This is a genomic window from Mesorhizobium sp. M7A.F.Ca.CA.004.12.1.1, from assembly GCF_003997835.1.
In the GTDB taxonomy this organism is placed as follows: Bacteria; Pseudomonadota; Alphaproteobacteria; order Rhizobiales; family Rhizobiaceae; genus Mesorhizobium.
This window is the reverse complement of the sequence record NZ_RZRK01000366.1, coordinates 1-5994: the sequence shown is the minus strand read 5'-3', so window position 1 is coordinate 5994 and position 5994 is coordinate 1. Positions and strand designations below refer to the sequence as shown.

General features: G+C 62.0%; 5 protein-coding genes. 4 read left to right on the top strand and 1 reads right to left on the bottom strand.

The annotated features are described in order from the left end of the window. A partial coding sequence (locus EN984_RS19520; RefSeq protein WP_164765536.1) for a GGDEF domain-containing protein occupies positions 1–938 on the bottom strand: 938 nt, incomplete at its 3' end. A 273-nt stretch (positions 939–1211) separates the two neighbouring features. Between EN984_RS19520 and ettA the strand changes: the two genes are divergently transcribed. From ettA to EN984_RS19500, 4 genes are all read left to right on the top strand, one after another. Then, complete coding sequence (ettA, locus tag EN984_RS19515; RefSeq protein ID WP_027034974.1) at positions 1212–2861, top strand: energy-dependent translational throttle protein EttA; 1650 nt, start codon at positions 1212–1214, stop codon at positions 2859–2861. A gap of 42 nt (positions 2862–2903) precedes the next feature. Beyond that, on the top strand, positions 2904–3671 hold the full coding sequence (gene tam / locus EN984_RS19510) for a trans-aconitate 2-methyltransferase (protein WP_127271532.1): 768 nt from the start codon (positions 2904–2906) through the stop codon (positions 3669–3671). 187 nt (positions 3672–3858) lie between these two features. After that, entirely contained in the window at positions 3859–4980 is a 1122-nt protein-coding gene (locus tag EN984_RS19505) for a beta-ketoacyl-ACP synthase III (protein WP_127272443.1), read from the top strand. 273 nt (positions 4981–5253) lie between these two features. Continuing rightward, positions 5254–5871, top strand: coding sequence for an MOSC domain-containing protein (locus tag EN984_RS19500; protein ID WP_127271384.1), 618 nt, complete (start codon positions 5254–5256; stop codon positions 5869–5871). Positions 5872–5994: the final 123 nt, after the last annotated feature.

Sequence of the window (5994 nt, the reverse complement as noted above, 5' to 3'; positions counted from 1 at the left end):
GCCTTCAACACCTTGTCGCCTTCGGCATGGCCGAAACGGTCGTTGATCGATTTGAAATGATCGACATCGATGATCAGCAGGCTGAGCGGCCTGGCGGTGCGCAGGCTGACCTGGACGGCGGCTTCACCGTCGGCGTCGAAGCGCCCGCGGTGCAGCAGGCCGGTCAGCCCGTCACGGCCGACATGTTCGACCAGCGCCTCGTAGCGTTCGCGATAGGTCAACGTATCGAAGATATCGGTCAATCCGCGCGGCGCAGTGACCTGGCGCTCCTCAAACCATTTGAGATAGGCAACGAGCATGGTGCTGAAGGTCACCGCCGCCGCCATCTTGGCGAACCAGCCGCCGAAAAAGACGGCTATCGGCGCGCCGGCAACGAAATGCAGGGCGGTGAAAAAACCGGCCTGGTCGAAGGTCCGCACGCAAGCGACCGAAATCAGGATGCGCGCGAACGGCGCCTTGCGAAGATACCGACCAAGCTTTTCGTAGAGCAGGATGATCAGGATGGCATCGACGAACAGCAGCGTCGTGCCCCACACCATCAGCCAACCCATCTGGTCGATGAAGCCGATGTCTGGAAGCCTGCCGTCGGGAAGTGCCGCGATGACGTGCAGGCGCAGCAGCAGCACCAGCCCGATCATCAGCGCATTGCCGAGCAGCAGGCCGTAGATCGGCTGACGCACGGTTGCAGCGTCCTCCTTCATATAGAGCAGCAAAAGCATGACCAGCTTGCCGGAAAACAGCACCGCCGAGCCAGGCGAGACCATGCCGAACGGCAGAGCGACGTAAAAGACGCTGGCGAGATAGGTCTCGAGGAAGTGCATGACACCGAGCGCGCAGACGAATACGCCGAGGCCGATACGCCGTCTGAAGCGGAAAAGCGTCACCATGACGCTGAAGTAGACGACCGCTTCGGCAAGGAGCAGGAAACTGTTCAGCAATGCCGTCGACCCGATCTCTTTCTCGAAATCGCGAATAGCGAGCGATTCCACTCCGATCCTGTTTTGACGCCGAAGAGTTAACCGGAGATTTCAGCACGCTTCGTGCTGGTGGAAAACTTCGGCGATTGGCGGACACTTCCGCGTGTGACCGGGCAGATATGGCAAAAGCGATTGCCGTTCGCCGCCGCATCGCCTACATAGCGGCCAACCTCCACTCAATTCGACAGATCCAGTCAGTTTTCTGGGCCAGTCAGTTTTTCAGGGAAAGCGCGCGTGGCACGCCAGTTCATCTATCACATGGCCGGCCTCAACAAGGCCTATGGCACCAAGAAGGTGCTCGAGAATGTCCATCTCTCCTTCTATCCCGACGCCAAGATCGGCATCCTCGGCCCCAACGGTTCGGGCAAGTCGACGATCCTCAAGATCATGGCCGGGCTCGACAAGGAGTGGAACGGCGAAGCCTGGCTGGCCGAAGGCGCCACTGTCGGCTACCTGGCGCAGGAGCCTGCGCTCGATCCGGACAAGACCGTGTTCGAAAATATCATGGAAGGTGTCGCCGCCAAGACTGCCGTCATCGAACGCTATAACGAATTGATGATGAACTATTCCGACGAGACGGCCGACGAGTCGGCCAAGCTCCAGGACGAAATGGACCGGCTCAACCTTTGGGATCTCGAACAGCAGGTCGAGATGGCGATGGAAGCGCTGGGCTGCCCGCCCAAGGATTCGGAAGTCACCAAGCTTTCGGGCGGCGAACGCCGCCGCGTCGCACTTTGCCAGCTTCTGCTGCGCCAGCCCGACCTTCTGCTGCTCGACGAACCGACCAACCATCTCGACGCCGAGACCACGGCGTGGCTGGAAAAGCATCTGCGTGCCTATCCGGGCGCCGTGATGATCATCACCCACGACCGCTACTTCCTCGACAATGTCACCGGCTGGATCCTCGAACTCGATCGCGGCCGCGGCATTCCTTATGAGGGCAACTACACCAAATACCTCGAAGCCAAGGCCAAGCGCCTCAAGCAGGAAGGCCGCGAGGACGATGCCCGCCAGCGCGCCATCGGCCGCGAGCGCGAATGGATCCAGTCGAGCCCGAAGGCTCGCCAGACCAAGTCCAAGGCGCGTATCCAGGCGTTCCAGGATCTTTTGGATGCAGCCGACAAGCGGCGTCCGAGCGATACGCAGATCGTCATTCCGCATGGCGAGCGGCTCGGCAATGTGGTGATCGAGGCGGAAGGCCTGTCGAAGGGCTTTGGCGACACGCTGCTCATCGACGGCCTGGAATTCAAGCTGCCGCCCGGCGGCATCGTCGGCGTCATCGGCCCGAACGGCGCCGGCAAGACGACGCTGTTTCGCATGATCACCGGCCAGGAAAAGCCGGATGCGGGTTCTGTGCGCGTCGGCGAAACGGTCAAGCTCGGCTATGTCGACCAGAGCCGCGATGCGCTCGATCCGTCAAAGACGGTGTGGGAAGAGATTTCCGGCGGCGCCGAAGTGGTCAAGCTCGGCAAGTTCGAAGCCAACACGCGTGCCTATTGCGCGTCGTTCAACTTCCGTGGCGGCGACCAGCAGCAGAAGGTCGGCAATCTGTCCGGCGGTCAGCGCAACCGCGTGCATCTGGCCAAGATGCTGAAGACCGGCGGCAATGTGCTGCTGCTCGACGAACCGACCAACGATCTCGATACGGAAACGCTGGCCGCACTCGAAGACGCGCTGGAAAACTTCGGCGGCTGCGCCGTCATCATCTCGCACGATCGTATGTTCCTCGATCGCCTGGCGACGCACATCCTCGCCTTCGAGGGCGACAGCCATGTCGAATGGTTCGAAGGCAATTTCGAGGATTACGAGCAGGACAAGATCCGCCGCCTCGGGCCGGATGCCGTCAACCCGCACCGCATGACCTACAAGAGGCTGACGCGGTAAGGGGTTTTAGGGCGGCGATCTCAACCAGCATGAGGAGCTCAAATGGCTGATTGGTCCGCCGCCCAATATCTGAAATTCGAAGACGAGCGCACGCGGCCCGCGCGGGATTTGGTCGCGCAGGTGCCGGTGGACTTCCCGCGCCGGGTCGTCGACATCGGCTGCGGGCCTGGCAACTCGACCGAACTGCTTGTCGAGCGCTGGCCGGATGCTGAGGTGAGCGGCTTCGACACTTCGCCCGACATGATCGAGAAGGCGCGGGCGCGCCTGCCCGAGGTCACCTTTGATCTCGCCGATGCCTCCGAATGGCAGCCGGCGGAGCCGGTCGACGTGATTTTCGCCAATGCTGTGTTCCAATGGCTGCCTACCCATCCGGCGGTGTTCCAGCGGCTGATGGGCTTCCTCGCCCCAGGCGGTGCGCTTGCCGTCCAGATGCCCGACAATCTGGGCGAGGACTCCCACCGCCTGATGCGGGAGACCGCCGCCGAAATGCCATTTGCCGAAAAGCTCAAGGGCGCGGCACGCGGGCCGTTGCCGCCGGTGTCGTTCTACTATGACCTGCTGTCGCCGCTCAGCGACCGGCTTGATATCTGGCACACCATCTACAACCATCCGCTTGCCGACGCGCAGGCGATCGTCGAATGGGTGAAATCGACGGGCCTGAAGCCGTTCCTCGATCCGCTGGACGCCGAGGAGAGGGCGATGTTCCTCGAATGTTACACGGCCAAGATCGCCAAGGCCTATCAGAAGACGGCTGATGGCAAGGTGCTCTTGCGCTTTCCGCGCATTTTCATTGTCGCAAAACGAGCTTGATTATCCATGTCGCGCGGCGCCTTAGGGCCGCTTGGCTTTGGCTGTGGCCATGTCGAGGGATCGGCTTCAGTCGGCCCAGATCTTTGGTTTAAGCCGGCGTAAACCGCCTCGGTGAGAAAACTGTTGCGCCGGAGCGTTCCGGCGCCCACATGAAGCCCGCAACGCCTGCGGATGGGACGGACTGGACATGCATCGCGTCATCATCAGCGGCATCGGCGTTGAGATCCCCGAACCCACAATCACCAATGAAGAACTGGTCGCCAGCTTCAATGCCTGGGTCGACCTGGAAAACGCGCGTCGCCAGGATACTGGCGAGCCGCCGCTGCCGAAATCGGACAGCGACTTCATCGTCCACGCCTCGGGCGTGCGCACCCGTCATGTGATCGAGCGCGAGGGCATCCTCGACCCGACCCGGATGGCGCCGCGCATTCCCGCACGGCCCGACGATGCGCTGTCGCTGGAGGCCGAGTTCGGCATAGCCTCGGCGAAGAAGGCCCTCGACCATGCCGGGCTGCAGCCGTCGGATATAGACCTGGTGATCTGCTCGGCCTCGCATCACCAGCGGCCCTATCCGGCGATCGCCATCGAAATGCAGGAGGCGCTGGGGACGAAGGGCGCGGGCTTTGACATGGGGCTTGGCTGTTCTTCGGCGGCGGCCGCCTTGCACATAGCCGTCAATTTGGTGCGGTCGGGCGCGCACAAGCGCATTCTGGTGACGACGCCCGAGATCATCACCGGCCATCTCAATTTTCGCGACCGGCAGACGCATTTCATCTTCGGCGACGCTTCGGTGTCGATGGTGGTCGAAGGGCTGGCCAAGGGCGACAAGCGGCCGGGGCGCTTCGAAGTGCTCGACACGCGCGTCTGGACGCAGATGTCGAACAACATCCGCACCAATCTGGGCTATCACACCCGCACCGCCCAGGATGATCCTTACATGATCAATCTGGAAGGCAATCTGATCAAGCAGGTCGGCAACAAGGTGTTCAAGGAAGTCACCGTTGCCGGGCAGAAATTCATCGTCGAATTCCTGGCCGAGCACGGGCTGACGCCGCAGGCGATCAGGCGCTTCTGGCTGCATCAGGCCAATGCACGCATGAATGCGATGATCCTGAAACTGTCGTTCGGCCACGAGGTCGACCACGACCGCGCGCCGATGGTGCTGGAGCGGCTTGGCAACACGGCGGGCGCCGGCGCCATCGTCGCGCTGTCGGAAAACCACGCCGACATGAAGCCTGGCGATTTCGGCCTGATCTGCGCCTTTGGCGCGGGGTATTCGATAGGCGGTGCGCTGTTGCGGATGCTCTAGGTATGTCGATATTCAGGTGAGGCCGCCCGGCGAATGGCTACGCTTCCCCGCGTCGCGGTAGGGCTGAACTCACGTACCCAAAAGTACGCTCCGTTCCTGTGCTCGGAATACACCTTGGCGCTCAATACGTCTTGTTGCGTTAGGCTGGTGCGAACGGCACTCGCCTGGCGATCGCCATCCCATCGGTGACGTTGATCGGACGATCAGCACTTTCGACTGGACGCCGCGAAGTCCGCCCGGCTAATTCGCTGGATGACGAGAGAAAAGAACGCCATGCTGGATCTCTTCCCCGAGGCTGAAAAGCCGATCGAAATCATCCCCGCGCGAAAGCTTGCCGCCAAGGCGGCAGCGCTTTACGTGGCGCCGGCGGATCATTTTCAGACGCGCCCGGTGGACGAATTGCTGCTGGATTTCGATGGCATAGCAGGCGATTTTCATGCCGGACCGACACGCCGCGCGGGCGGGCGCGAGCCCTGGTATCCGCGCGGCACCGAAATGCGCAACGAACGGCAATTGTCCATAGTGGCAGCGGACGAACTGGCGGTTGTTGCCCAACGCATGGGCCTGGCCGAGATCAGGCCGGAGTGGATCGGCGCCAATCTTGTGATCGAAGGGGTGCCGAACCTCTCGATGCTGCCGGCCGGCACGCTGCTGTTCTTCAAGGGCGGCGTCACCATCAAGATTGACGTACAGAACGGACCTTGCCGCATCGCCGGCCGGTCGATCGCCGAGAATGCCGGAATGGCCGACGTCGAAGCCGGCGCGCTGTTGTTCCCAAAAGTCGCGAAACGGCTGCGCGGCGTCGTCGCCTGGGTCGAGAAGCCCGGAACGGTCAGGGTCCGCGAAGAAATCTCGGTGCGCGTGCCGGAGCAGTGGATCTATTCGGCATAGCTGTGCGGCAACCAGAGGGCAGGAGCTACGCCGCCGTCGCGGCGTAGCCAAGCTCACTAGGCGTTAGCTTTGCGGTTCTTCTTGGCGCCTTGCGCCATAACGGAAACATGGTCCCACTTGTCC

Coding starts and splice junctions, on each gene's coding strand:
- EN984_RS19500 (WP_127271384.1), top strand. CDS start 5,254: ATGCTGGATCTCTTCCCCGAGGCTGAAAAGCCGATCGAAATCATCCCC.
- tam (WP_127271532.1), top strand. CDS start 2,904: ATGGCTGATTGGTCCGCCGCCCAATATCTGAAATTCGAAGACGAGCGC.
- EN984_RS19505 (WP_127272443.1), top strand. CDS start 3,859: ATGCATCGCGTCATCATCAGCGGCATCGGCGTTGAGATCCCCGAACCC.